This is a genomic window from Bifidobacterium minimum, assembly GCF_000741645.1.
In the GTDB taxonomy this organism is placed as follows: domain Bacteria; phylum Actinomycetota; class Actinomycetes; order Actinomycetales; family Bifidobacteriaceae; genus Bifidobacterium; species Bifidobacterium minimum.
The window spans coordinates 1-22,920 of sequence record NZ_JGZD01000007.1 but is presented as its reverse complement, the minus strand read 5'-3'; the positions used below and the strand labels follow the sequence as shown (position 1 = coordinate 22,920).

Sequence of the window (22,920 nt, the reverse complement as noted above, 5' to 3'; positions counted from 1 at the left end):
CCTCCAATCATCACCTCCAGTCATCAAGACGCCCATCGGGCTTCCCCTCAGTGTGATCGAAGGGAAGCCGACGGGCGTCTTGTCCTGTTGTGCCGTCCCGCCCCCGCGTGATGCGGTCGGCGGAACGGCGCGGGATGATCGTCAGGCCTCGGCGAGGGCACGCACCGGTGGAGTGGACACCGCGCGGCGTGCGGGGATGACGCTGGCGAGCACCGCCGCGAGGGCGGCCACCAGAAGGACGGTGATCGTCATCGTCCAGTCCACGCTCATCACCGGAGTGGATATCGTCGCGAAGACCATATAGGTCCCCAGCCATCCGAATACCATGCCCAGCAGCACCCCGGCGACGCCGGATACGAGGGATATGACGAGGGCTTCGACCGCGAGCGAACGTCTGAGCTGCCCCCGCGTCATGCCGATGGCGCGCAGGGTGGCGGATTCACGCGTCCTTTCGATCACCGACAGGCTCAGGGTGTTGGCCACGCCGATCAGGGCGATGAGCACGGCGACGGCGAGCAGACCCACCAGAATGGCCATCATGGAGTTGATGGTGGTCTCCCACTGATGCCGTTCGGCCACCGGACCCGTGACGCTGACTCCGGACTGCGATCCCAGGGCCTTCTGAATGCCCTCCAGAGTAGTCGACAGCGCATCCTGGGACGCGTTGAGCCTGACCATAAGGAGATTGCCCGACTTAGTCAGGGATCCGTTGTCGAACAGCGCCGAGTCCACGAAGACGACCGCAGGATAGTTGGAGGACACCTGACGGTAGTCGACACGCTGGGTGGCGAGTTTGATGGATGTGGACGACCCTTCCGGATTCACCGACATGATCTTCGGGAAGGACAGCTCCTTGCCCGTCCACCCGGAGTACTGGGGAACAAGCGACATCCCATCCGATATGGTCGCTCCCTTGAGATTCGAGTGAATCACCGACGACAGCGTCCCGGAGTCCTTGACGCCGACAAGAAGGACCTGGAAGTCGGCATCCGTCCCCGCCTGCTTCATCGAGGGAATCGTGGCCACCGCCGTGGGCGCGAGCACGCTGGTCTTGACGCCATCGACCGCGTCGACCTTGCTTCTGGCCGCATCGCTGATGCTGCCGCCTTCGGCGACCACATCGACGCTGTATCCGGAGTCCAGACGTTCGGCCATGGTGGCCTTCGAGCTCTGGGCGCCGGTGGCGATGCAGGAGACCAGAGTGACGCCGATAAGCAGCGCGGTGCCAGTGGCGGCGACACGGCGGGGATTACGACGGATGTTCGCCGCGGCGATCTTGCCGGAAGGTCCGAAGGCCGAGGCGATCCATCCGCCAAGCCTCATGGCCTGGGGCATCCACGAGATCGCGAGAACCGCGAGTCCGAGGAAGGTGAACGCGCATCCGGCGATCGCGGAAAGCAGGACGACGCTATACATGTTCTGGTCGAGCTCGGAGCCGCCATTGACGGAACGCCACACGCTCCAGAATCCCCAGACCGCCAGAGCCAGACCGAGGAACAGACTGAGCAGTCCCACGACCTTGCGGCCACGACCGGACTTACGGGTTTCGGTGAGCTCTATAGGACGCAGCGCCTCCAGTGGCGTCACCGCGGTCGCCGAGCGCGCCGACCCTATGGACGCCAGTACGGTCATGATCACGCCGAACAGGATCGGAACGATGATCGCGGACGGGGACAACACGAATCGGGCGGTCAACCCCATCGAGCTCAGCGCGCCCGTGCCGCACACGATGGCCATGATGCCGATTCCGGCTCCGATTCCAAGCGCAGATGCGATGAGTCCGAGCGTGAACGCCTCGACGAGGACGGATCTGTACAGCTGCCCGGTCGTCGCGCCTATGGTGCGCAGCAGGGCGAGCGTGCGACGGCGCTGGGCCACCAGAACCTGGAAGGTGTTGGCGATGACGAGGGCCGCCACGACCATCGCGAGTATGCCGAAGCACATGAGGAACATCGTGGTGACGTTGACGCCGGATGAGCTGAGTGAGTCCACGGCTTTGTCGGCCGCGGCCTGACGAGTGGTGATCGTCGTCCCCGAGGGCAGGATCTTCTTCACCGAGGCGATGGCGGAATCCGCCTTCGAGGAATCCACGGTGAGATAGACGGCGGAGGACGGCACCTCGTCGACGCCGGCGAATCCGCCGACAGCAGCGATGACGTCGTCGGAAGCGACCGAGGCCCCGCCGTAGTAGGTGAAGGCTCCCGCATTGTCCTTCGTTATGCCGGTGACCTTGACCGACTTGGAGGAGGACCCCGAACCCGTATAGGCCAGATCGACGGAAACGCTGGATCCGACCTTGAGCTTCAGCTGGCGTGCCACGGAATCGGGAACGGCGATCTGGCCGTCACCGGTGGGCTGCGATCCGGAGATGATGGTCACCGGAAGCAGCGACGACTGCGTCGCGGTCGACACCATCACGCCCGACACGCCGCCCTCATCCGAGACCAGACGCACGGACTCGGTGACATCGGCGCGGACGCCGGTGACGCCGTCGACGCCGGACAGCTCGTCCATGTTGAGCGAGCCGACGGTCGCGTCCTTCGACGAGTCCACCGTGGCGACGTAATCGGCGTCGCCGAACTGCGCGGTCATCTGGGTGCGCAGCGAATCGTTCATCGTGTTGCCGAACAAAAGCGTGCACGCGATGAACGCCGTGCCGATGAGAATGGCGATGCCTGCGGGGATGAGCATCCTCGAGCTTCGCGCCATGAGTTTACGGGTTATTGCCCACATGGTTTCCTCCGTTTCCTTATGGCCGTCTCAGCGGTCGTTTTGACGCATATGGCGGGCCGGGGCTCCTTGGGGAGGAACGGGGACGTCCATCAGCTGGGCCATCGTCGGAGCGGGCGCCATGGCCGCCGAACGACGGCGCTGCGACGTCAGGAGATCGTTCATGCGCTCGGCGCTGGGAGACGTCTCGTCGGCGACGATGCGGCCATCCGCAAAGACGATGGCCCGATCCGCGTACGAGGCGGCGACCGCGTCATGGGTGACCATGATGATCGTCTGGCCGAGGTCGCGGACGGACCGTCGGAGGAACTCGAGGACCTCGGCGCTGGACGAGGAATCGAGATTGCCGGTGGGCTCGTCGGCGAACACGACGGCGGGCTTGGAGATCAGCGCGCGGGCAATGGCTACGCGCTGCTGCTGGCCTCCGGACATCTCGGAGGGACGATGGTTGAGCCGGTCGCGCAGACCAAGCGTGTCGACGAGCAGGGCGAACCATTTCCTGTCGGGCTTCTCGCCGGCGAGGGTCAGAGGCATGACGATGTTCTGTTCGGCGGTGAACATCGGCAGCAGATTGAAGCTCTGGAAGATGAAGCCGATGCGATGGCGGCGCAGAAGCGTCAGCTGCTTGTCGTTCATCGTGGTGATGTCGGCTCCGTCGAGGAGGATCCGGCCCGAGGTGGCGCTGTCCAGCCCCGCGAGGGTGTGCATCAACGTCGACTTGCCCGATCCGGAGGGACCCATGATGGCGGTGAAGCGACCCCGCTCGAAACTGACGTTAACCCCACGCAGCGCGTGGACCACATTGTCGGCCTCGCCGTAATCCTTCACCAGATCGATGGCCTCCACCGCCACGGGACTGTTCTGAGCCTGAGCCTGAGCCGTCATAGGTCTTCCCTTCCACTTCACGACGCGTCGCGCACCATGCCCGACGGATACCCTCAGCTTATGTGCGCGGGGGTTCCACGGACATCATGCCCACGATGGAAATCCCCTCTCATCCTTGAGGACGAGAGGGGATGGTGAAACGGGAAGGGACTACGCCGAAGCGCGCATGATCAGCGCTACTTGGCCAGACCGGACTCCTTGACCGCGGCGAAGGCGCCCTTGAGGTCGTCGAGGATGTCCTCGATGTTCTCGGTGCCGATCGACAGGCGGATGGTTCCGGCGTGGATGCCCTGGTCCTCGAGCTCCTCCGGGGACTCCTGGGAATGGGTTGTGGAACCGGGATGGATGACGAGGCTCTTGACGTCCGCCACGTTCGCCAGCAGGCTGAACAGGTGGAGGTTGTTGACGAAGACGCGGGCCGCGTCCTTGCCTCCCTTGATGTCGAAGGTGAAGATCGAACCGGCGCCCTTCGGGAAGTACTTCTTGTAGAGTTCGTGGTCGCGGCGTCCGGGAATGGACGGGTGCGAGACGGACTCCACCTCGGGAACGGTCTGCAGATACTCGACGACCTTCAGGGCGTTCTCCACGTGGCGCTCGACGCGCAGCGACAGGGTCTCGGTGCCCTGCAGCAGCAGGAACGCGGCGAAGGGGCTGATGGTGGCGCCGGTGTCGCGCAGCAGGATGGCGCGGGCGCGGGTGACGAAGGCCACGGGGCCGAGGGCCTCGTAGAAGTTCAGGCCGTGGTAGGAGGGATCCGGCTCGGTGAGGGTCGGGAACTTGCCCGGAACCTGGTTCCAGTCGAATTTGCCGCCCTCGACGAGGACGCCGCCCAGCGTGGTGCCGTGGCCGCCGATGAACTTGGTGGCGGACTCCACGACGACGTCGGCGCCGTGCTCCAGCGGACGGAACAGGTACGGGGTGGCGAAGGTATTGTCGACGATCACCGGCAGATGGTGACGGTGCGCGATCTCGGCGATGGCCTCGAAGTCGGGAAGGTCGGCGTTCGGATTGCCGAAGGTCTCGAAATAGACGAGCTTCGTGTTGTCCTGGATCGCGTCCTCGAAGTTCCGCGGGACCTCGGGGTCGACGAAGGTCGTGGTGACGCCGTCGCGCGGCAGCGTGTGACGCAGCAGGTTGTAGGTTCCGCCGTAGATGTTCTTGGAGGCGACGATGTGATCCCCGGACTGGGTGATGTTGCGCACCGAGTATTCGACGGCCGCGGCGCCCGAGGCCACCGCGAGGCCTGCGGTGCCGCCTTCGAGGGCGGCGATGCGGTTCTCGAACACGCCCTGCGTGGAGTTGGTCAGGCGGCCGTAGATGTTGCCGGGGTCGGCGAGACCAAAGCGCGCCTCCGCATGATCGAAGTCATGGAAGACGTAGCTCGTGGTCGCGTAGATCGGGACGGCCCGGGAATCCGTCGCCGGATCCGCCTCCTCCTGACCGACGTGGAGCTGCAGCGTCTCGAAACGATACTTGTGGGAATTGTCCGTCATGATGTCTCCTTCTGGGTTCATGTGACGCCTCCTGGGCGCCTTGGCCTCCATGATCGCCGCCCATCCAACCGCCGCAATCCGTGGTGCTGATTGAGACAGTAGCGGCAATCGTCCCATGATGCCACCGTCATGTTATCGGGGTTATCTATAGCCCGCTCTCATCGCCATGGAAACGGGTGTTCCGCCATGTGGGCCGGTTCACGATCATGGTCGTCCACGCAGAGCCGTCCGATGCACCTTTGACACAGCGACGTATTAGAGTCGGTATCGTTCCACAGTCTCCGACCGCCATCACGGGACGCGAATCCTGCGCGTCGTGCGCTTCCCATCACGTTCCCTGGCGCAATCCCGTCGAAAGGATGTCACAACAGCCATGTCCAGCGATGCAGCTCTTTACCAGCGAGATCCGCAGTACATACCCCGAGTGGCCGCGGTGCACGACATGTGCGGATACGGCAAATGCTCACTGACCGCAGCCATCCCGATCCTCTCGGCGGCGGGATGCGACGTGTGCCCCGTCCCCACCGCACTGTTCTCCGCTCATACGAAATACAAGGTGTTCACCTTCCACGACACCACGGACATCCTCTCCGGCTATCTCGACGCGTGGCAGAAGGAGAACGTCGATCTTGACGGCGTCTACAGCGGATTCCTCGGCTCGGCCGATCAGGTCGCGATCATCCAGCGTCTGTACCGCGAATACCCCCACGCCCTGCGTCTGGTGGATCCGGTCATGGGCGACGGCGGAGCCATGTACCCCACATACACGACGGAACTCTGCGATGCCATGGCCGCGCTCACGGATGGCGCCGACGTGCTGATGCCCAATCTCACGGAGGCGAGCATCCTCACCAAACGCGACTATCCCGGACAGAACATCGACGACGCGACGGTGACGGAGATCCTCGACTCTCTGCTGGCCCTGGGAGCCATGAGCGTTGTCCTCAAAGGCATCGACCGCGACGACGGGACGCTGCGCAACTACGTCGCCACCACCCAATCCGGCGGCGCGGGGAAGGTCGAGCTCAGCCATGTGAAGCTGCCCTATATGATCCACGGCACCGGGGACGCCTTCGCCTCGGCGTTGTGCGGCGCCGTGCTCGCCGGACGCGGTCTGGCCGAATCCGCGCGCATCGCGGGCGAGTTCGTGCGCCACGCGATGGAGCACACCCGCAATCAGCCCAACTTCGAGGAGCGCGGAGTCAACTTCGAGCTTGATCTCGCCGATCTGACCTCATTGGTGCGGTGACACGGGCGTTCGACCACATTCCCTCCCCACCTCGTCACGAGCATCCGATCGTGGTGTGGTGGGGATATGTCTTTCTCATCCGAATCATCCGAATCATCCGACGGCTTCCGGGCGGCCATACGACGTGATCCAAACCGTCCGGGAGCCGACGCCCCCGCTGACGGTGCGGGCGCATCCACAAGCCCCGGAACGGGTTTCGCCGATCCCCGCCTCGGAAGGCGCGATCTGGGGATTCTTGGGGAGAGTCTGGCCTGCGATCTGCTCGTCGACCGTGGATGGCGGGTGATCGAGCGTAACTGGAGATCCCGCCACGGCGAACTGGATATCATCGCCCTCGACGACGACGGGTATCTGGTTTTCGTCGAGGTCAAAACACGACGCTCCACCCGCTTCGGCACTCCCGCGGAGGCGGTCACGCCACGAAAGCAACGGCATCTGCGTCTGGCGTCATGCGAATGGCTGGCGGAGGGGCGACTCGGTCGAACGCATCACCATGGGATCCGGTTCGACGTCATGTCCATCACGGTGAGCGGTGGGCTCCCCCGCGCGACGCTTCTGCGGGGGGCGTTCTGATGGCCATAGGCAACGCCCTGTCCGTAGGCCTTCTGGGACTCAAGGCCTTCATTATCGACATACAGTCCTTCGTCTCCCCCGGGCTTCCCTACTTCTCGATTATCGGACTTCCCGACGCCTCGCTCAGCGAGGCCAGGGAACGGGTCAGATCCGCGTGTCAGGCGACCGGATTCTCTTGGCCCCAGACGCGGGTGACAGTGAACCTTTCACCCGCCTCACTCCCCAAACGGGGATCCTCGCATGACCTTGCCATCGCGGCAAGCGTCCTGAGCGCGTCGGGTGAGATCGGACATGACCGGCTGGCACGGACGGTCGTTCTCGGAGAGGTCAATCTCGACGGCTCGGTGCTGCCCATCACCGGTCTGCTGCCCATGCTGCTGCATGCGCGGGGACAGGGCATCACGCATGTCGTCATTCCCGAAGACAACGTGTCCGAGTCCCGCCTCGTCCCCGGTCTCGAAACGACCACGGTCTCCCATGTCAGCGAACTGATCGACCTTATGGGCGGACGAGCGAAACGCCATCCGCGACCGGCCATGTCCTCCATCGGGCACCGGCACTCCACCGAGGCCGTTGCGGAGGGGACGAGGCCTGGCGACATGAACGAGGTCCTCGGTCAGAGCCATGCGAAGCACGCGTTGATGGTCGCGGCCGCCGGAGGCCACCATCTGCTCATGACCGGTCCTCCAGGAGCCGGGAAGACCATGCTCGCATCCCGGCTGCCCTCGATTATGGCTCCTCTGAACGCCGACCAGCAACTGGAGGTCGCCTCCATACGATCGATCTGCGGGACGTTGTCGGACCATGGAGTCAGCGACGTTCCTCCATTCGAGGCGCCGCACCACACGGCATCCACGGCGGCCCTCATCGGCGGCGGGTCGGGAACCGCCAAACCCGGGTCCGTGACGCGCGCGCACCATGGCGTGCTGTTCATGGACGAGGCCCCCGAGTTCTCACCACGGGCGCTTCAAACGCTGCGGGAACCGCTGGAATCAGGTTCGGTCAGCCTGTCGCGCGCCAAAGCGCTCACGCGATATCCCGCACGCTTCCAACTGGTGATGGCCGCCAACCCCTGCCCCTGCGGATACGACTACGGGACCGGTGAGCGGTGCGTGTGCCGCGAACGCGATCGGGTCCGCTATTTCGCCAGATTGTCCGGCCCTCTTCTGGACCGCATCGACATCCAACTCGACATGGGCCCCGCAAGACGGCTCTCCCCTGATGAGGACGATGCCCGAACGGCAAGCGCCCATATGCGCGAGAAGGTGATCATGGCCCGGGACGCGGCCTCGCGGCGGTTCCGCGCCTGGGGCTGGGACCGCAATGCCCAGGCATCAGGAGGATGGCTGCGCGAGCACACTCCCGCGAAGGCGCGACGGCCGGTGGCCCAGGCCGTGCAGGACCAGAGGCTGAGTCTCCGGGGCGCCGACCGCGCCCTCAGGGTGGCATGGACACTGGCCGACCTCGAGGGGCGAGACTCTCCCAATGACGACGACGTCCTGCAGGGTTTGATGCTGCGCACAAGAACACGGTGAACCGCGGCGCATGTGGTGAACGGCACGCTGAACGGCACGCTGAGGTGAATAACACGGTAGATGAAGGGAGCACAGCGGAAACATGAGCACCACCGCAACGACGCGCGCGGCCGTCGACGATCCGGACGAGGAGACCCTGGGCATCGCCACTCTGGCATGGTGCGCGGATGGTCCCGACGCGCTGATGCAGGCGCTTCTGGGCGGAGCATCGGACGCATCCGCCGTCGTGGAGGACCTCTGGATCATTCATGACCATGGACGCATGCCCTCGAAGGACTCACGCGTCCTGACGCGTCTGGACGAGGCGTTCGCCCACGGCGTCACGTCCTGGGGTGCGGAACCGACGGACGCGGGATTCCGCTCGTTCCACCGTTCCCTCGCCCGCTGGAGCGATCGCATGCGGGGTCTTCCACGGGACGATCCCGACGGATTGCGCCGGCTTCTCACCCACAATGGGACGCAGTGGATCATCACCGCGAAACACCCTCTGTGGCCGACGCAGATGAACGACCTTTCACGGCGCAGGGACTGGGCCACGCCGCTGTGCCTCTGGGGTCAGGGTGACCCGACGTGTCTGACGGCATGCGCGAACCCCGTCGCGCTGGTCGGCTCCCGTGGGTGCGACGACTACGGAAGAACCACCGCGACGACCATCGCGCAGACTCTGGCTTCCGATGGCCATGTCGTCATATCCGGTGGAGCGATGGGAACCGACGCCGCCGCCCACTGGGGATCGATCAGAGCGCGCTCGGACGACGCGACGCAGCCTTCTCCCGGGCGTACCGTGGCGATATTCGCCGGAGGTCTTGACCACGCGGGTCCGCAATGCAACACCTCGCTGTTCCGACGGATCATCGACGCGCATGGGGCCCTCATCAGCGAACTCGCCCCGGGCACGATACCCGTCGCCCGACGGTTCCTTCTACGCAACCGACTCATCGCCGCCCTCTCCTCCAGCATCGTGGTCGCACAGGCGCGGATACGTTCGGGAGCGCTCAACACCGCGGGATGGGGAAATGAGCTGGGGCGCCCCGTCTATGCGGTCCCGGGCCGGATAGACTCCCCGAGAAACGGGGGTTGCCATCAGCTCATCCGTAACGGACAGGCCATCCTTCTTCATTCGACGAGGGAACTCGACGAGCTCGTCCGCGACGTCCATGGCACTCACGCCGTCCATAGCATCTATAACGCCCCTGACCGCCATAACGGACCGGATATGCGCGGCGAATGCCACGACCCGACAACGCCATCGCGCCTGGCCGCGTCCAAAACGGGACCGGCATCGGAAGACGCCGGGACCACCGTCCCACCGGAACGACGGCTGAACGACCATGCCATGCTGGTATTGGAGGCGATTGCAGGATGCGCGCATGACCATGTCCCCGCCAGCGTCGACGTGATACGCCATCACCTGCGCCGGAATTCGGGGACGACGCTCGACACGGGGCGGCTGCTTTCCGTCATCGGCGGACTGGAGGCGATGGGGATGGTGACGTTCCATTCCGGCGTCGTCACCGCCTCCACTGGCTCGCGGTCAGATCGACGCGATCCGGAATCCCGCCGCCGCGAACGTCGGGAGCGCCATTGATGCCGCCGCCATCGGGATGTCCACGGGATACATCCACAGACGGATGCGGGCGGAACGTCACGCCCTCGGCGCACAGAAGCGAATACTGGCGAGCCGGGCCTCCGAAGGCGAACCCGGGCGCCAGCGAACCATCATGGAAAACGACCCTATGGCACGGTATGACGCCCGGCTCAGGATTGCCGTGAAGGATGCGCCCGACGGCACGGGCGGCACGCGGACGTCCGGCCAATTCGGCCACCTGACCATACGTCGCCACAAAGCCACGCGGAATATGACGGACCACATCGAAAACTGCCTCGGCGAAGGACTCATCACTCATGACCACCAGTATGCCGCGTGATCGTCCATCGCCCCTGCATCGCGTGCCCGATCCCGTCACATGCCCGATCCCGTCACACGTCCGATCCCGTCACACGTCCAGCCATGCCGCACGTCCGCCCATGTGGGATTATTGACGGTATGAGCTCGAAGGAATTGGACGATCACTACGACGCAGTGATAGTGGGAGCCGGGGCCGCGGGACTCTCGGCGGCGCTGGGACTTCTGCGATCCCCCGCAATGGATCACATGGCGGAACATGACGGGCGCAAACCCTCGATACTGGTGGTGTCCAAGCTCCAACCCCTGAGATCCCACACCGGATCCGCGGAGGGGGGAATCGCTGCAAGCCTGGGGAACGAGGACCACGACGACTGGTCCTGGCACTATTACGACACCATCAAAGGCGGAGACTGGCTGGGGGATCAGGACGCGATCGCCATTCTGGCCAAGAACGCGCGGGACACCGTCATCGGATTGGAACATGACGGCGTGGCGTTCTCCAGAACGGCGGAGGGGCTTATCGCACAACGGCGATTCGGAGGGCACACTCGCGATTTCGGCGAAGCTCCCGTGAAACGCGCCGCCTACGCCGCCGACAGGATCGGGCATCAGATCCTCCATTCGCTCTGGCAGCAGTGCGTGGCCCAAGGCGTCGATTTCGCCGAGGAATGGTACGTCACCGACATCGTCCTCTCCGATGACAGATCCACGGTCGAAGGTCTTGTTGCCTTCGATGAGGCGTCCGGAACCGTCCATCCGATACTCACCGGCAATCTTCTTCTCGCCACGGGCGGCGCGGGACGGCTGTTCCACACGACATCGAACTCCTGGGATCTCACCGGCGACGGCATGGCGCTGTCCCTCAATGCAGGGCTGCAGCTCGAGGACATCGAGTTCATGCAATTCCACCCCACCGGTCTGGCGCATACCGGCATCCTTCTGTCCGAGGCGGCGCGCGGCGAGGGCGGGGTTCTGCGGAACTCCCGAGGGGAGGCCTTCATGTCGCGCTATGCCCCGAAGCAGGGCGATCTCGCCGCACGGGACATCGTCAGCCGTTCGATACGGTCCGAGGTCGACGCGGGACGCGGAGTTCCCGATCCCAAGGATCCGCAGGGCCCCCGCGACTGCGTCTGGCTGGACATGACCGCGATCGATGCGCAACGAATGAGGACGGCGCTTCCGCAGGTCCTCGACACCATCCGCCGTTACGCACGTCTCGATCCCACCCGCGACTGGATCCCCGTCAAGCCCACGGCCCACTACACGATGGGGGGAATCCCCATCACCACCGAAGGCCGCGTCTATCGCTGGGAGAACGCCGAGCGGAACGTCGTCAAGGGCCTCTTCGCGGCCGGCGAATGCTCATGCGTCAGCGTTCACGGAGCCAACCGTCTGGGCGGGAACTCCCTTCTGGACGCCTGCCTTTTCGGCACGCGGGCGGGCGAGAGCATCGCCCATGATCTTGAGGAGGATTACGAGCGGAACCTCACGCGGGATCACGACAACGACCTCCGGTCCCCCTCAATCTCCGGCGACGACAAGGAGATCGTCAACGACGACCCCGTCCACAGGCGCTGTGCGCGACGCACGGCTGAAATCACAGCCATGCTCACCGGATACGCCGACCACCCCGACGCTACGGACGACACGGAATCTACGGACGACACGGACAATGCCTATAGGCTTCTTGGAGATTTGGGCGTCATCATGGACAGGGCCATCGCGGTGAGCTGCGACGCGGCGGGAATAGACGAGGCCCGGCATGCCATCATCGACGGTCTCGTCCCCCGCGCGCGTGGCCTGCATGCGCACACCGCCACCACCGCGTTCAACCAGGAGATCACCGCGATATGGGAGGTTCGCAATCTTCTGACGCTCGCCGTCGCCATGCTGGATGCCACAGCCGCCCGCCACGAATCGAGAGGATCGCTTTTCCGCCGGGACTTTCCCCGACGGGACGACGACCATTATCTGGCCCATGCAATGACGGACGTCCATGACGCGACGAGCTGGCAGCCCGTGCACATCGTCGACATGCCGCCCCGGCCACGGGACTACTAAGGAGCGGAATCGCCATATGGATACGACCGAGCACAATATGAACGACACCGACCCCTTGCGCGCGGGGCGGTCTGAGACGACCCCGATCACCACCGAGACGACGATATCCGCCGAACACCCGTCGACGTCCGCATCCGCGGGATCGGCGTCATCAGCGACCGCCACCGGTGAGCGCGACGGAACCGCGGACCTCACCGTGGTCCTGCGCGTGGCGCGATTCACGCCCCGACCGGAACGTGACCGCGGACGCCGGCCCAGCCCCTTCGGACGGTCCGCAAGCCCCTTCGGCACATCCGGCGCCGCTCCGGCCCGTCCCCGGGCACGGCAGCGCGGACGGCAATGGACGCAGGACTACACCCTCACCGCACGCCCCGAGGACACTCTTCTCGACTGTCTTCTTGCCATCAAACGCACCCAGGATCCGACGCTGGCGTTCCGCTACTCCTGCGGACACGGGATGTGCGGATCCGACGCGGCATGCGTGAACGGGACGCCCACCCTCCTGTGCTCGGCCACGGTCTCGCAATGGACCAGCCATGACTCGGCCCGTACGACGAACGCCGACGGGTTCCGCCGCACGGGATCCGCCCCGGAGCAGCCCCAGCCCGGCGTTGAAGACGCATCCGCGCCGACGGATCGGGACGATCCGCCGGTTATCGAACTGTCGGCGCTGCCGGGGTTCCCCGTCATCCGCGACCTGGTGGTCGACATCGACCCGATGCTGGACCAGATCAGACGGCTCAAACCCTATCTGATCCACAACACGGCCGCATCGGATCCAGGATCCCCCGACGGCGTGGAATCGGAATACCGACAGACCCCTCAGGAACTGTCCGCCTACGAGGTGCTGACCACCTGCATCGCATGTGGCGTGTGCGAGGGAAGCTGCCCCGTGTACGCCGGCGGCGAGGCCTTCATGGGACCGGCCGCGTTGATCTGGGCATCGCGGTTCATCAACGACTCCCGTGACGACGCCACCGAGCAGCGCGAGCGTGACGTCGACACCGACGACGGCATATCCTCATGCCAGTCGGTCAGAGCGTGTTCGCGCCAGTGCCCGCAGGGGATAGACGTCGGCGAGGAGATGTGGCAGCTCATCGCCAAGGTTCGGGAAGGCTAGGGTTGGACCCATGGAGAAGAACACGAGCATCTACGCCAACATCGACCTCATGTGGTCATCGGTCGAGGAGGACGCGCGAGCCCACGAGCCGCAGGACGTGTCGCAGATCAGGGCCGCCGCGAACGCCCACGGGCTTCGTCAGGGCAGCGTCGCGCAGGGGGAGTTCCTGGAGTTCCTCGTCCGACTGCTCCACGCGAGGTCGGTGATCACGGTGGGGACGGGCGCGGTCGCGGACATCATGCGTCTTGTCAATGGGCTTGATGGAACCGGGCAGCTCACCGCAGTGGACTCCTCGGACGCGGGCATCAACGCCATCCGTGCGATGATCGCCGGAATCGAGGACTCCACCGAGACCACGCTTCGGGCGGTGAAGTCCCCGGTTGGCGTGTTCCTCCCCCGCCTTAACGCGGGTGACTACGATCTCATCGTCGTCGGTGGGGACATATCGAACTATTCACGCAGCGTCGATCAGGCGCCGCGTCTCCTCAGGACCGGAGGCGTGATCGTTCTCACGGACGCGATGTCGATGGCCGACAGCGGAGGCGAGCACGGCATCCCCGATCCGGACGACCATGACGCAAGGACGGACGAGACGCGCGGTCTGATCAAGGCCATCCGTGCGGACGAGCGCTTCGACTGCACTCTGGCGCCCATCGGAACCGGAATGCTCATCGCGCGTCTGCGAAGCTGACGCTTCGATCCGGGGATCCCGGGATACTATCGCAAATCGCGCAACGCCACCCGCACGGCCTCCTGCGGATCGTCGGTGGTGACGACAAGCGAGGGATCCCACGCCGAGATCATCCTCCGCGGACGCAGGGTGGTTTCGATCCAATCGAGAAGCCCCGTCCAATACGCGGTATCGAACAGGACGATGGGCATGGACGTGGACTTGTGGGTCTGCACGAGCGTCAGCAGCTCGAACATCTCGTCCAGCGTTCCGAATCCTCCGGGGCACACGATCACGCCGGACGAGTATTTGACGAACATCGTCTTGCGCACGAAGAAATACCGGAAGGTCATCCCCAGATTGACCCACTCGTTGAGTCCCTGCTCATGGGGCAGCTCGATGCCGAGTCCCACGGAGACGCCACCCGCCTCGGCCGCACCACGGTTGGCGGCCTCCATGATGCCCGGTCCTCCCCCGGTGACGACCGCGACACCATGGGACGCGATGTCGCGCCCCATGCCACGGGCGGCGTCATAGGCGGCGTCGTCCTCACCCACCCGGGCGGATCCGAACACCGTGACCGCCGGACCGAGCTCGGCGAGCGCGTCGAAGCCATCCACGAACTCCGACTGGATCCTCAGCACCCGCCACGCGTCCGAATGCCGCCATTCGGCGGGCTGACCGCGTTTGAGCAGATTCCCGGTCGTGGTGTCGGGCGGAATCATGGGACCGCGCATGATCATCGGACCGCGCGTATACGTCCCATCCGGTTCGCCCACGGTGCGCCCATCCGATACGGTCTCGCGGCCATCGCCCGCGGGATCGTCCCTATGATCATCGCCATGGCCGGCCGCGTGGTCAGCCGCGTGACCGTTCGTCGTGTCCGTCATTGGATGCCGTCCCTTCGTTTCCGTGATGCTGACTTCCCGTGATGCTGATGATGATTCCGCCGGGCTCCACGCTACCAGCGTCCATGCCCTCCACTGCCGTCCGCGTGAATCGCACCGACTGACGATGCAGAAGCACCGCGGAGAGGATGGCGGCGATCAGCGATCCCGCCAGCACGCCGACGCGCGCCTGCGTGGACAGCGTCGCATCGGGATACGCCAACGACGCCAGAAGCAGCGCGACGGTGAATCCGATGCCGCACGCGCAGGCCATGGGAGCAAGATCGCGCACGCGCAATCCGGGCGCAAGCCGCAGCCGGCCCACGTGGGTCGACAGCCATGCGACCGTCATCACCCCCAGGGGTTTGCCGACGACCAGAGCGAGGATGAGGGCCACGACTATCGGGGAGAACAGCGACGTCCATGTGACGTTCCCCACCGTCACCCCGGACGCCACGACGGCGAACACGGGCAGCGCCAGAAGCGATGAGAACGGCTGAAGACGATCCCTGTACCGTCCCGCCCGCGGCGTGGACTCGCCGTGAATCTCCCGGGCGGGAGTGCACAGTCCGACGACGACGCCCGCCAGAGTGGGGTGGACGCCGGCCAGATCCATCATGATCCATGAGAGGATCCCGACCACCGCGACGGCCGGCCACGGAACACGACGCCGTCTCACCAGGAACGCCCATGACGCGGCGCATGCGACGATTCCCAGGAACCACCACCAGTGGCCGAGGGACGAGAAGAACACCGCTATGACCACGATCGCGAGAAGATCATCGACAGTCGCCAGCGTCATCAGGAAGGCGCGGATCGATCCCGGAAGGGATGCCGCGAACAGGGAGAGGACCGCGAGGGAGAACGCTATGTCGGTGGCCGTCGGCACCGCCCATCCCCGCATCGCCCCGGCGACGTCGACCGAGGTCCCTTCGATGATCACCTGCCCCACGTCCCCGGGACCCCACAGGGCGAAGGCGCCGACGACGGCGACGAACACCACCGGTGGAGCCAGCATCCCCCCCACGGCGGAAAGCATGGGGACCGCGGCGGAGCGCGGGTCGTTCAGGGAGCCGGTCGCCATCTCCTGGCGCAGATCCAGTCCGACCACGAGGAAGAACACGGTGAGCAGACCGTCCTGGACGGCATCGCCTGCCGTCATGGACCAGGAGAACTCCGGCAAAAACGGAAGTCTCGGCATCGTCAGCTGCATGTCGACCACGGAACGGAAGCCCAAGGATGTCCAGGGGAGATTGGCGAGAAGAAGCCCCGCGACCGCGCAGGCGAGCATGATCAGCCCGGACGCGCGGTCCGATGAGGCCAGCCGCGATACGAGTCGGAAGAAGGACCGTGACCGACGTCCGTCCGAACCGTTCATCGGGCCACGGACGCAGCCAGGGCGGCGTCACGTATCCCGGACGCCGCGCGTTCCATCATCGACGTCGGACATGCCAGGTTGACGCGTTCGAACCCCGATCCGGAGGCACCGAACAGCACGCCCTCGTCGAGGTAGACGCGCCCGGTGCCGCGCATGAGGTCGCGCAGCCCGTCGGCGTCGAGTCCCAGTCCTCGGCAGTCGAGCCATGCGAGGTACGTTCCCTCCGGTTCGATCAGTCGCAGCCCGTCGCATGAACCGGCCATGTCCCGCAGGATCGCGAGGTTCGACGACAGGACGCCCCGCAGCTGCTCAAGCCATCCCTCGGCCGACTCGTATGCGGCGCGGCATGCGACGAGTCCGAAATGGCTGACCGTCAGCCCTCCGATGTTCTCGGCGGCGACGTCGAAAGCCCGCTTCAGCTCCGGATCGGGGATGATCACGTTGGAGCACAGAAGACCAGCGAGGTTGAAGGTTTTGGTGGGCGCGGTGAATTCGAGACAGTGCCGCGCGTACCGCTCCCCCAAGGTGGAGAACATGGTCACGCGGTGTCCGGGATGGGCGAAGTCGGCATGGATCTCGTCGCACAGGATCGTCAGACCGTTCTCGATGGCGATATCCCCCAGTCGCCGCAGCTCATCGGGCGTCCACACCCGTCCGACGGGATTGTGGGGATTGCACACGATGATGGCCGTGCACCGCGGATCCGACGCCTTCCGCTCAAGATCGTCGAAGTCCATCACGTATCGTCCGTCATCGCCGAGGATGAGCTCGTTGTCGAGGATGGTCAGACCGGTGCGCTCGGCGGCCATCGTGAACGGGTAGTACACGGGACGCTGGATGATGACCCTGTCCCCGGGATGCGTGAACGCACGCAACGCCACGTTGATGGCGGGCATCACCCCGTCGGACACGCTGATCCACGCCGGGTCGACCTCGAATTCATGGTGGCGGGACATCCAGGAGACGACGGCATCGCGATAGTCGTCGGTCACATAGTCGTATCCGAAGATGTCGTTCCTTGATGAATCCACCAGAGCGTCCACGATCTGCGGCGCAGGACGGAACTCCATATCCGCGACGGACAGAGCCAGCACATCGTCGTTGCCCTTCCCCATGCTCTCGTCGATGAGGTGCCATTTCTCGGATCCCGTGCCGTGACGGTCGATCACCGTGGTGAAGTCGTACACTCTTCCACTACCCTTCGTTCGCTGCTCTCTGATTTCTCTCCGCGTTGCCCGCGTTGTTGACCCGTTCATGGTATCGCACACGTGTTGTATGGACCGTGACCATCCGAACCGGCGTCCGATGAGCACGGCCGAAAGCCGTCGGATCGAACGGTCCAGCGGCCGAGGCGGCGAACCATGGCACCCGTAGCCGCCGTCACGCCGATGCCCCCGTCCCCTCGGCACGATATGCTGATACGGCATCGTCGCACCATGGGGGAAGAGGACAACGTGGAGAATCAACAATTCCCATACTATCCACAGACGCAGGGCCAGCCGAACACGCAGAACCAATCGAACACGCAGAACCAGCCGAACACGCAGAACCAGCCGCCGGCATCAACCGCGCTGCCACCCCTCCAGGCACCCGTCGGACAGCGCAAAACCAACAGAGGGCTTCTGAAATTCCTGCTCCTCGGCCTCATAACCTTCGGCATCTACGACATCGTGGTCATGACGGAGTCGACCAACACGGTGAATCTGATAGCCGACCGGTATGACGGCAAAAAGACCATGCACTACTGCCTGATGTTCTTCCTCGTCGGCTGGATCACGGCGGGCATCGCATGGTTCGTGTGGTGGCATAGGATCAGCAACCGGATCGGCGACGAGCTTGAGCGGCGCGGGCATGCAAGGAACCTATCCGCCTCCGACTACTGGCTGTGGAACGTTCTCGGATCGCTTATCATCATCGGCCCGTTCATCTACATGTACAAATTCCTTCATGCGATGAACGAGCTGGCCGAGGACTACAACCAGCGCGGATGATGGGGATAACCGGTAAGAAGACTGGCGATAACCGATAGGGAGGACCCGGGACGGACCGCCCGACGCCATGCCCGACGATCCATCCAGGTCCTCTCACCTTCACGGCAGAATCCTCACACGACAGAATCCTCACACGACAGGATCCCCACAGCGCAGAATCCTCACAGCGGGGTCTTCATCTCACGGGTTCCGCACATCACGACTCATCCTTTGGCTTCTGACCTTCGTCCTTCGGCTTCCGGTCCGGCTTCCGGCCTCCGTCCTGCGGCTTCCGATCGGCCAGCTCCCGGCTCATCGCGTCGAGCAGCCGCTCGTCGCGATCGCGCACGATCTCGGCTCCCCTCTCGCCCGTCCAGTCGTAGAATCCGTGACCCGTCTTCAGTCCCAGATTCCCGTCGCGGACCTTCTCCTCCAGCAGCGGATCGGCATCCCGCTCACTGCTCAGTTCGGGGGACAGATACCGCATCAGCGTATCGAACACGTCGAGTCCACCCAGATCGGCACTGATCACGGGCCCGAGAACGCTCCACCGAAGTCCGAGGCTGTACTTGACGATGTCGTCGACGGCCTGCGGACTCGCTATACCCTGACGGATGATGTACAGCGCCTCGCGGATGACGGCCGCCTGAATACGGTTGCCCACGAACCCCGGCGCCTCCCGATCCAAGGCAACCGCATGCTTGCCCACGGAGTCGAGCAGATCCACGGTACGCTCCACGATCCGCGGATCCGTCTGCCGCGCGGGCACCACCTCCACCAGCGGCATCAGATGCGCGGGATTGTAGAAATGCGCGACCAGAAAACGCTCGGGGTGGTCCAGAACCTGCGCGATGGAGGTCGGGCTCAGCCCCGAGGTGTTGGTGGCGAAGATGGCGTCTTCGGGAGCGCACTCCTCGGCATGCCTCCACACGTCGCGTTTGACCTCCAGATCCTCGAGCACCGACTCGACGACGAAGTCGGCGCCGCCCAGAGCCTCGCCGAAATCGGTCGTCGGCGCGATCCGCGACCTGATGGCCTCGACGTCCTTCCGATCAACGATGCCCTTGCCGACGAACGTCGCCAGATCCGCGTCGATCAATGCCATGCCATGGCTCAACGCCTTGTCCGACACGTCGAGCATGCGCACGGAATACCCGTACCAGGCGAACTGCAGGGCGGTGGCATGACCCATCGTTCCCGATCCGATATTGGCGACGACATGAATGCCATCCATGGCAAACCTCCTTGTTTGCGGCGTACACGCGGGGAGCCTCCGCTCCCCCATCCATTCTAGGAAATTCGGATAGAAAATTCGGACGTTCAGGAGATATCGTGGCGTTTTCATAAAGTTCCGGGCGTTTTCGCGGGACTCCAGGCGGAACCCCGGGAAAGTCGCGACACTTCGTCAGATCGCGTCATCGCCAATTCCCGTATGCACGACGGGAATTGGCGATGACGCCGTCGACGACGCCTCGATCTATGATCGGCCCGCACCCTGAGCAACGGGAATCGGACGCACGTATGCTCAGTACGCATAGCGGCTAGACTGGAGAAGTGACCACAAGTGCATCATCATCCGCGGTATCCGTGGAATCCTCAGTCTCCCCTGCCGACGATGATCGCGTCGCCGTGTACATCGATTTCGACAACATCCTCATCTCACGTCGTAACCAGGCGCAGGAGCATCAGGGCATGGACCCGTCCATCGATCTGGACGCCATCATCGATTTCTGCTCGTCGTTCGGCATCGTCGCCACGAGCCGCGCATACGGCGACTGGTCGCGCACCGAGACCTGGCCGTACCGCCAGCGCCTGCTCAGCCGGGCGGTCGACACCATCCAGATGTTCACCACCTCCGGCAAGGTGAAGAACGCTGCGGACATCCGACTCGCCATCGACGTCATCGAGGACCTCTATCTTCTCCATGACATCACCGACGTGGTGATCGTGGCCGGCGACTCCGACTACATCCCCCTCGCCCAGCGCGTGCGCCGCATGGGACGCAAGGTGATCGGCATCGGCGTGGCCGGATCCATCAGCCGCCTGCTCGCCGCCGCCTGTGACGAGTTCTACGACTACGATGAACTGCCCGGGCTGTACACCGACGGCGGTGAAGACGAGGAGACGGCGGCGGACGAAAACGACAAAGCGGGGTGCGTGGACCACGACTTGCGCCGATCCGACCATGCGGGCATGACGGGCAAGTCCGCGGAGACGAAGCATCCGACCGCGGAGACGACCGACTCGCATGTCTCCCGCCGGAACGGGCCGAAGCCCTCCCCCGCATCCGACGAAGCCGGGAAGACGTCCGGGACCGGCGCCGTCTCAGCTGCGCGGGATGCGGCATCCAGGAACGCGACGCCGAAGAAGGTTCCCGACGACAACGGCAACACGGCGCTCGTCTCGAAGTCGCGCGCCACGCAGCTGCTGCTGCGTGCACTGACGTACTTCACGTCGAAGACCGAGGAGGAATGGCACAACGCCTCGAAGGTGAAGAACCAGATCCTGCGCATGGAGCCAGCCTTCCAGGAGTCCGCGCTCGGCTACTCGACCTTCACGAAGTTCGTCGAATCACGGCAGGGCCAGGTGGAGATCCGCCGCAACGGCAACATCACCGAGCTGCGTCTGCGCGACAGGCGGCGGTGACCAAGGCGGTTCCAAACCGGAGACGGCATTCGAGTCATGGGGCGGCAGGGAAAGAAAACGGGGAAAGAGGTCAATGGTGGAGTCCATATCAGAATCGGACGATGAACAAACGCCACGTTCCCGTCATGCCATCGGCCGCCGCATTACGCTCTCACTAGCGTTCTTTCTCACCATGCTTCTCGTGCTTGCACCCATGGCGGAACGCGCCGTCATAGGAGAGGACGTCTGGCCACCACTGCACCCGCCAAGACCCCTACTCATCCATGGAACGCTCATCAACCCATGGTTCATACCGGTCGCGGCTATCGTCACATGGGTCGCGTGGATCATCGCCCGCAGCGGCGCGAAACCGCAGCGGCAGGTGCCCAGACCATTGCGGATCCTCCTTTCCATCCTTACGGCAGCGGTTCTCGTCATCGAGTCGGCCACGTACGCACTGACTGCGATCGGCGTCGACTTCCACATTCTCACGCCGACAAGCGTCACCGGCTGCACCGTCATCGCGACATACACCACGGGAATGTGGGCATCCGGCGGCGATTTCCTCATCGTTCCCAGCGGGAGCATCGTGCCGCGTCCGACGGATGCCGGATGGGACCATCTGGACGGATCATATAACGATCCGTTCGCGGACCCGTCATGGATCGTCACCTGGAACGGAACCGCCGCGACCATCGCCGCCTCCGGCGACCCACGACTCGTGAGCGTCTACGGAACACCCGTGAGGTGCGAATGAACGACCATGGGATGGCGGACGTTGATGACTCCCGGTTTGGAGGCAGCTTCGATATCGTGGGTATCGCATGGAATCGCACCCCACGACATCTGTGAGTGGTCCCGATCCCCACAGGCATCGGCCGCTACGGAAGGCGGGCGGCGAAACCGCGTCGTGCGGGATTGCGGATCAGACCATGCCCGGAGACGTGACCGGATCCTTCCTTGCCGTGAGAACCCTCAATCCGGGAATCCCGGGAATCGTGAGCGCGAAGAGCAGAATTCCGATAATCGCATGACGAGCGTCGGCACGATGGAGAAATCCAGCACCACGACGACACCATCAATACCGGCGAAGGAACGACGGATCGCGGGCATCAGCCGGATGCCTCGTCTCATGAGATTTTCACCTTTCCCCCATCGGGCTTTCTCATATTACATTGTTATTAAATGAATAAACTATTATTAAAATGACTAAATAGTTTGACTTGAATATTTTCAGCGCATATGCTTATCGACGCGCGCCACAAGGTCGCACACAATCGACGCCAGATCGATAGAAGTCTATAGGCCGTGGCAATGGCAGAAAAAGGCAGATAAGGGGCTGCGGACGTTTTCTTGGAGATGGTTTAGGCCACTAGCCCTTGTTGCATTCTATAGTGTACGGGACTTTTCCATCCCAGGGATTGTTTGATGCGTTGGTGGTTGTACCAGTGCATGTACGTGTCGACGTGTTCCACGACCTGCGCGCAGGTCAGTTTCTCCCAGTATTCGGGGTAGACCGCCTCGGTTTTCATGCGGCCGAAGAATCCCTCGGCGGCGGAGTTGTCCGGGGAGCAGCCCTTCCTGCTCATGGAGCGGATGATACCGTGCTCCTGGCAGATCCGGATCCACTCGGGCCACCGGTAGTGGCAGCCACGATCCGAGTGCACGATCACCCTGGTATCATCGGGCAGGGTTCCGATCGCCTTTCTGAGCATGGTGTCGGCCAATCGGGCGTTCGGGTGCAGTCCCCTCGTGTAGGCGACGATCTTGCCGTCGTAACAGTCGATCATGGGCGAGACATACACTTTGCCGTCACACGCCTTGATCTCGGTGAT

General features: G+C 64.1%; 20 protein-coding genes. 10 read left to right on the top strand and 10 right to left on the bottom strand.

The window, feature by feature from the left end; genetic code table 11:
- Nucleotides 1-141: 141 nt before the first annotated feature.
- The 3 genes from BMIN_RS02270 to BMIN_RS02260 all read right to left on the bottom strand — a co-directional run bounded on the left by BMIN_RS02270 (nt 142) and on the right by BMIN_RS02260 (nt 5,108).
- Complete coding sequence (locus tag BMIN_RS02270) at nt 142-2,733, bottom strand: ABC transporter permease (RefSeq protein WP_022861328.1); 2,592 nt, start codon at nt 2,731-2,733, stop codon at nt 142-144.
- Between the two features lie 27 nt (nt 2,734-2,760).
- Nucleotides 2,761-3,615 carry an ABC transporter ATP-binding protein gene (locus BMIN_RS02265; RefSeq protein WP_022861327.1) on the bottom strand — a complete coding sequence of 285 codons (855 nt, stop codon included), beginning with the start codon at nt 3,613-3,615 and terminating at the stop codon, nt 2,761-2,763.
- A 176-nt stretch (nt 3,616-3,791) separates the two neighbouring features.
- A complete protein-coding gene (locus BMIN_RS02260; RefSeq protein ID WP_022861326.1) occupies nt 3,792-5,108 on the bottom strand; it encodes an O-acetylhomoserine aminocarboxypropyltransferase/cysteine synthase family protein in 1,317 nt (438 codons plus the stop codon).
- A gap of 373 nt (nt 5,109-5,481) precedes the next feature.
- On the opposite strand from BMIN_RS02260, the gene BMIN_RS02255 reads away from it, so the two are divergent.
- The 4 genes from BMIN_RS02255 (at nt 5,482) to BMIN_RS02240 (ending at nt 10,053) form a co-directional block, all read left to right on the top strand.
- Entirely contained in the window at nt 5,482-6,357 is an 876-nt protein-coding gene (locus BMIN_RS02255) for a pyridoxamine kinase (RefSeq protein WP_022861325.1), read from the top strand.
- Between the two features lie 66 nt (nt 6,358-6,423).
- Complete coding sequence (locus BMIN_RS02250; protein WP_022861324.1) at nt 6,424-6,930, top strand: YraN family protein; 507 nt, start codon at nt 6,424-6,426, stop codon at nt 6,928-6,930.
- Nucleotides 6,930-8,465, top strand: coding sequence for a YifB family Mg chelatase-like AAA ATPase (locus BMIN_RS02245; RefSeq protein ID WP_022861323.1), 1,536 nt, complete (start codon nt 6,930-6,932; stop codon nt 8,463-8,465). Before BMIN_RS02250 ends, BMIN_RS02245 begins: the two co-directional genes overlap by 1 nt.
- A gap of 82 nt (nt 8,466-8,547) precedes the next feature.
- Nucleotides 8,548-10,053 carry a DNA-processing protein DprA gene (locus BMIN_RS02240; RefSeq protein WP_022861322.1) on the top strand — a complete coding sequence of 502 codons (1,506 nt, stop codon included), beginning with the start codon at nt 8,548-8,550 and terminating at the stop codon, nt 10,051-10,053.
- On the opposite strand, the gene BMIN_RS08305 is transcribed toward BMIN_RS02240, so the two are convergent.
- Nucleotides 9,977-10,372, bottom strand: coding sequence for an MGMT family protein (locus tag BMIN_RS08305; RefSeq protein ID WP_081648033.1), 396 nt, complete (start codon nt 10,370-10,372; stop codon nt 9,977-9,979). The genes BMIN_RS02240 and BMIN_RS08305 overlap by 77 nt on opposite strands.
- Before the next feature lie 140 nt (nt 10,373-10,512).
- Here BMIN_RS08305 and BMIN_RS02230 point away from each other — a divergent pair, with 140 nt between their 5' ends.
- Genes BMIN_RS02230 through BMIN_RS02220 form a run of 3 tightly spaced genes read left to right on the top strand, consistent with a single transcriptional unit; the run spans nt 10,513 to nt 14,246 of the window.
- Complete coding sequence (locus tag BMIN_RS02230; RefSeq protein ID WP_022861320.1) at nt 10,513-12,435, top strand: FAD-binding protein; 1,923 nt, start codon at nt 10,513-10,515, stop codon at nt 12,433-12,435.
- A 16-nt stretch (nt 12,436-12,451) separates the two neighbouring features.
- Complete coding sequence (locus BMIN_RS02225) at nt 12,452-13,555, top strand: succinate dehydrogenase/fumarate reductase iron-sulfur subunit (protein ID WP_022861319.1); 1,104 nt, start codon at nt 12,452-12,454, stop codon at nt 13,553-13,555.
- A 10-nt stretch (nt 13,556-13,565) separates the two neighbouring features.
- A complete protein-coding gene (locus BMIN_RS02220; RefSeq protein WP_022861318.1) occupies nt 13,566-14,246 on the top strand; it encodes an O-methyltransferase in 681 nt (226 codons plus the stop codon).
- 26 nt (nt 14,247-14,272) lie between these two features.
- Here the strand turns inward: BMIN_RS02220 and BMIN_RS02215 are convergent, their stop codons facing one another.
- Genes BMIN_RS02215 through BMIN_RS02205 form a run of 3 tightly spaced genes read right to left on the bottom strand, consistent with a single transcriptional unit; the run spans nt 14,273 to nt 17,677 of the window.
- Complete coding sequence (locus BMIN_RS02215) at nt 14,273-15,115, bottom strand: LOG family protein (RefSeq protein ID WP_022861317.1); 843 nt, start codon at nt 15,113-15,115, stop codon at nt 14,273-14,275.
- Nucleotides 15,084-16,490 (bottom strand): Na+/H+ antiporter NhaA, encoded by a 1,407-nt coding sequence (locus BMIN_RS02210; protein ID WP_022861316.1) that lies wholly within the window; start codon nt 16,488-16,490, stop codon nt 15,084-15,086. Before BMIN_RS02210 ends, BMIN_RS02215 begins: the two co-directional genes overlap by 32 nt.
- Nucleotides 16,487-17,677 carry a MalY/PatB family protein gene (locus BMIN_RS02205; protein ID WP_022861315.1) on the bottom strand — a complete coding sequence of 397 codons (1,191 nt, stop codon included), beginning with the start codon at nt 17,675-17,677 and terminating at the stop codon, nt 16,487-16,489. The genes BMIN_RS02210 and BMIN_RS02205 overlap by 4 nt, the downstream gene beginning before the upstream one ends.
- 174 nt (nt 17,678-17,851) lie before the next feature.
- Here BMIN_RS02205 and BMIN_RS02200 point away from each other — a divergent pair, with 174 nt between their 5' ends.
- Nucleotides 17,852-18,481: a DUF4234 domain-containing protein gene (locus BMIN_RS02200; protein ID WP_022861314.1), complete on the top strand. Its 630-nt coding sequence runs from the start codon at nt 17,852-17,854 to the stop codon at nt 18,479-18,481.
- A 196-nt stretch (nt 18,482-18,677) separates the two neighbouring features.
- Here the strand turns inward: BMIN_RS02200 and BMIN_RS02195 are convergent, their stop codons facing one another.
- The gene (locus tag BMIN_RS02195) at nt 18,678-19,694 is read right to left on the bottom strand and encodes a 3-hydroxyacyl-CoA dehydrogenase family protein (RefSeq protein ID WP_022861313.1); all 1,017 of its coding nucleotides are present in this window, start codon (nt 19,692-19,694) and stop codon (nt 18,678-18,680) included.
- 320 nt (nt 19,695-20,014) lie between these two features.
- Between BMIN_RS02195 and BMIN_RS02190 the strand changes: the two genes are divergently transcribed.
- Together BMIN_RS02190 and BMIN_RS02185 are read left to right on the top strand one after the other, a co-directional pair.
- Nucleotides 20,015-21,106: an NYN domain-containing protein gene (locus BMIN_RS02190; protein WP_051126345.1), complete on the top strand. Its 1,092-nt coding sequence runs from the start codon at nt 20,015-20,017 to the stop codon at nt 21,104-21,106.
- Nucleotides 21,107-21,278: 172 nt separating this feature from the next.
- Nucleotides 21,279-21,842, top strand: coding sequence for a hypothetical protein (locus BMIN_RS02185; RefSeq protein ID WP_162138762.1), 564 nt, complete (start codon nt 21,279-21,281; stop codon nt 21,840-21,842).
- Between the two features lie 218 nt (nt 21,843-22,060).
- On the opposite strand, the gene BMIN_RS08520 is transcribed toward BMIN_RS02185, so the two are convergent.
- Both BMIN_RS08520 and BMIN_RS02180 read right to left on the bottom strand, forming a co-directional pair.
- Nucleotides 22,061-22,219 (bottom strand): hypothetical protein, encoded by a 159-nt coding sequence (locus tag BMIN_RS08520; RefSeq protein ID WP_022861309.1) that lies wholly within the window; start codon nt 22,217-22,219, stop codon nt 22,061-22,063.
- Between the two features lie 230 nt (nt 22,220-22,449).
- Nucleotides 22,450-22,920, bottom strand: a 471-nt coding sequence (locus tag BMIN_RS02180) for an IS3 family transposase (RefSeq protein WP_156097295.1), incomplete at its 5' end; no start/stop codon positions are given.

Bases quoted from the DNA above. Each gene is read 5' to 3' on its own strand.
- BMIN_RS02270 (WP_022861328.1), bottom strand. From the start codon at position 2,733: ATGTGGGCAATAACCCGTAAACTCATGGCGCGAAGCTCGAGGATGCTC.
- BMIN_RS02265 (WP_022861327.1), bottom strand. From the start codon at position 3,615: ATGACGGCTCAGGCTCAGGCTCAGAACAGTCCCGTGGCGGTGGAGGCC.
- BMIN_RS02260 (WP_022861326.1), bottom strand. From the start codon at position 5,108: ATGACGGACAATTCCCACAAGTATCGTTTCGAGACGCTGCAGCTCCAC.
- BMIN_RS02255 (WP_022861325.1), top strand. From the start codon at position 5,482: ATGTCCAGCGATGCAGCTCTTTACCAGCGAGATCCGCAGTACATACCC.
- BMIN_RS02250 (WP_022861324.1), top strand. From the start codon at position 6,424: ATGTCTTTCTCATCCGAATCATCCGAATCATCCGACGGCTTCCGGGCG.
- BMIN_RS02245 (WP_022861323.1), top strand. From the start codon at position 6,930: ATGGCCATAGGCAACGCCCTGTCCGTAGGCCTTCTGGGACTCAAGGCC.
- BMIN_RS02240 (WP_022861322.1), top strand. From the start codon at position 8,548: ATGAGCACCACCGCAACGACGCGCGCGGCCGTCGACGATCCGGACGAG.
- BMIN_RS08305 (WP_081648033.1), bottom strand. From the start codon at position 10,372: ATGAGTGATGAGTCCTTCGCCGAGGCAGTTTTCGATGTGGTCCGTCAT.
- BMIN_RS02230 (WP_022861320.1), top strand. From the start codon at position 10,513: ATGAGCTCGAAGGAATTGGACGATCACTACGACGCAGTGATAGTGGGA.
- BMIN_RS02225 (WP_022861319.1), top strand. From the start codon at position 12,452: ATGGATACGACCGAGCACAATATGAACGACACCGACCCCTTGCGCGCG.
- BMIN_RS02220 (WP_022861318.1), top strand. From the start codon at position 13,566: ATGGAGAAGAACACGAGCATCTACGCCAACATCGACCTCATGTGGTCA.
- BMIN_RS02215 (WP_022861317.1), bottom strand. From the start codon at position 15,115: ATGACGGACACGACGAACGGTCACGCGGCTGACCACGCGGCCGGCCAT.
- BMIN_RS02210 (WP_022861316.1), bottom strand. From the start codon at position 16,490: ATGAACGGTTCGGACGGACGTCGGTCACGGTCCTTCTTCCGACTCGTA.
- BMIN_RS02200 (WP_022861314.1), top strand. From the start codon at position 17,852: ATGGCACCCGTAGCCGCCGTCACGCCGATGCCCCCGTCCCCTCGGCAC.
- BMIN_RS02195 (WP_022861313.1), bottom strand. From the start codon at position 19,694: ATGGATGGCATTCATGTCGTCGCCAATATCGGATCGGGAACGATGGGT.
- BMIN_RS02185 (WP_162138762.1), top strand. From the start codon at position 21,279: ATGCTTCTCGTGCTTGCACCCATGGCGGAACGCGCCGTCATAGGAGAG.
- BMIN_RS08520 (WP_022861309.1), bottom strand. From the start codon at position 22,219: ATGAGACGAGGCATCCGGCTGATGCCCGCGATCCGTCGTTCCTTCGCC.